1 pseudogene is annotated in these 287 nt (G+C 54.7%); it reads right to left on the bottom strand.

Annotated elements, in window-relative coordinates:
* Positions 1-53 precede the first annotated feature (53 nt).
* Positions 54-287 (bottom strand): annotated as a pseudogene (locus IM273_RS22770) (IS481 family transposase); the annotation flags it as partial.

The following is a 287-nucleotide window of genomic DNA, read 5'->3' as shown; positions in this document are numbered from 1 at the left end:
TGTACAGTCCGGGGACATGGTAGACAGGTGTTCGGGGACATGGTGAACACTTTTTAACATCCTTTACCCATGGTGATCGACTTTTTCTTCAGGTCGATCACCCCCACTTTCGTGCTGTACCACCACACTTCATAGCAGCCGTCATCCTGCGTCTCCCTCAGCCCGACCCGTTCTCCCCTGAACGCCTTGCCTGCGCTCAGACTGACACCCTGTATGCTCAGCTTTCCGCTGACATCCACTTTCCTGACCTTCACCCCTTCATCGTATTCAGGTGGCGTTACGCTGCC

This window comes from Enterobacter cloacae complex sp. P13B (assembly GCF_014895915.1).
GTDB classification, from domain to species: Bacteria; Pseudomonadota; Gammaproteobacteria; order Enterobacterales; family Enterobacteriaceae; genus Enterobacter; species Enterobacter bugandensis.
Note: the sequence above shows the minus strand (reverse complement) of the source record. Positions and strands in the feature narration are given on the sequence as shown.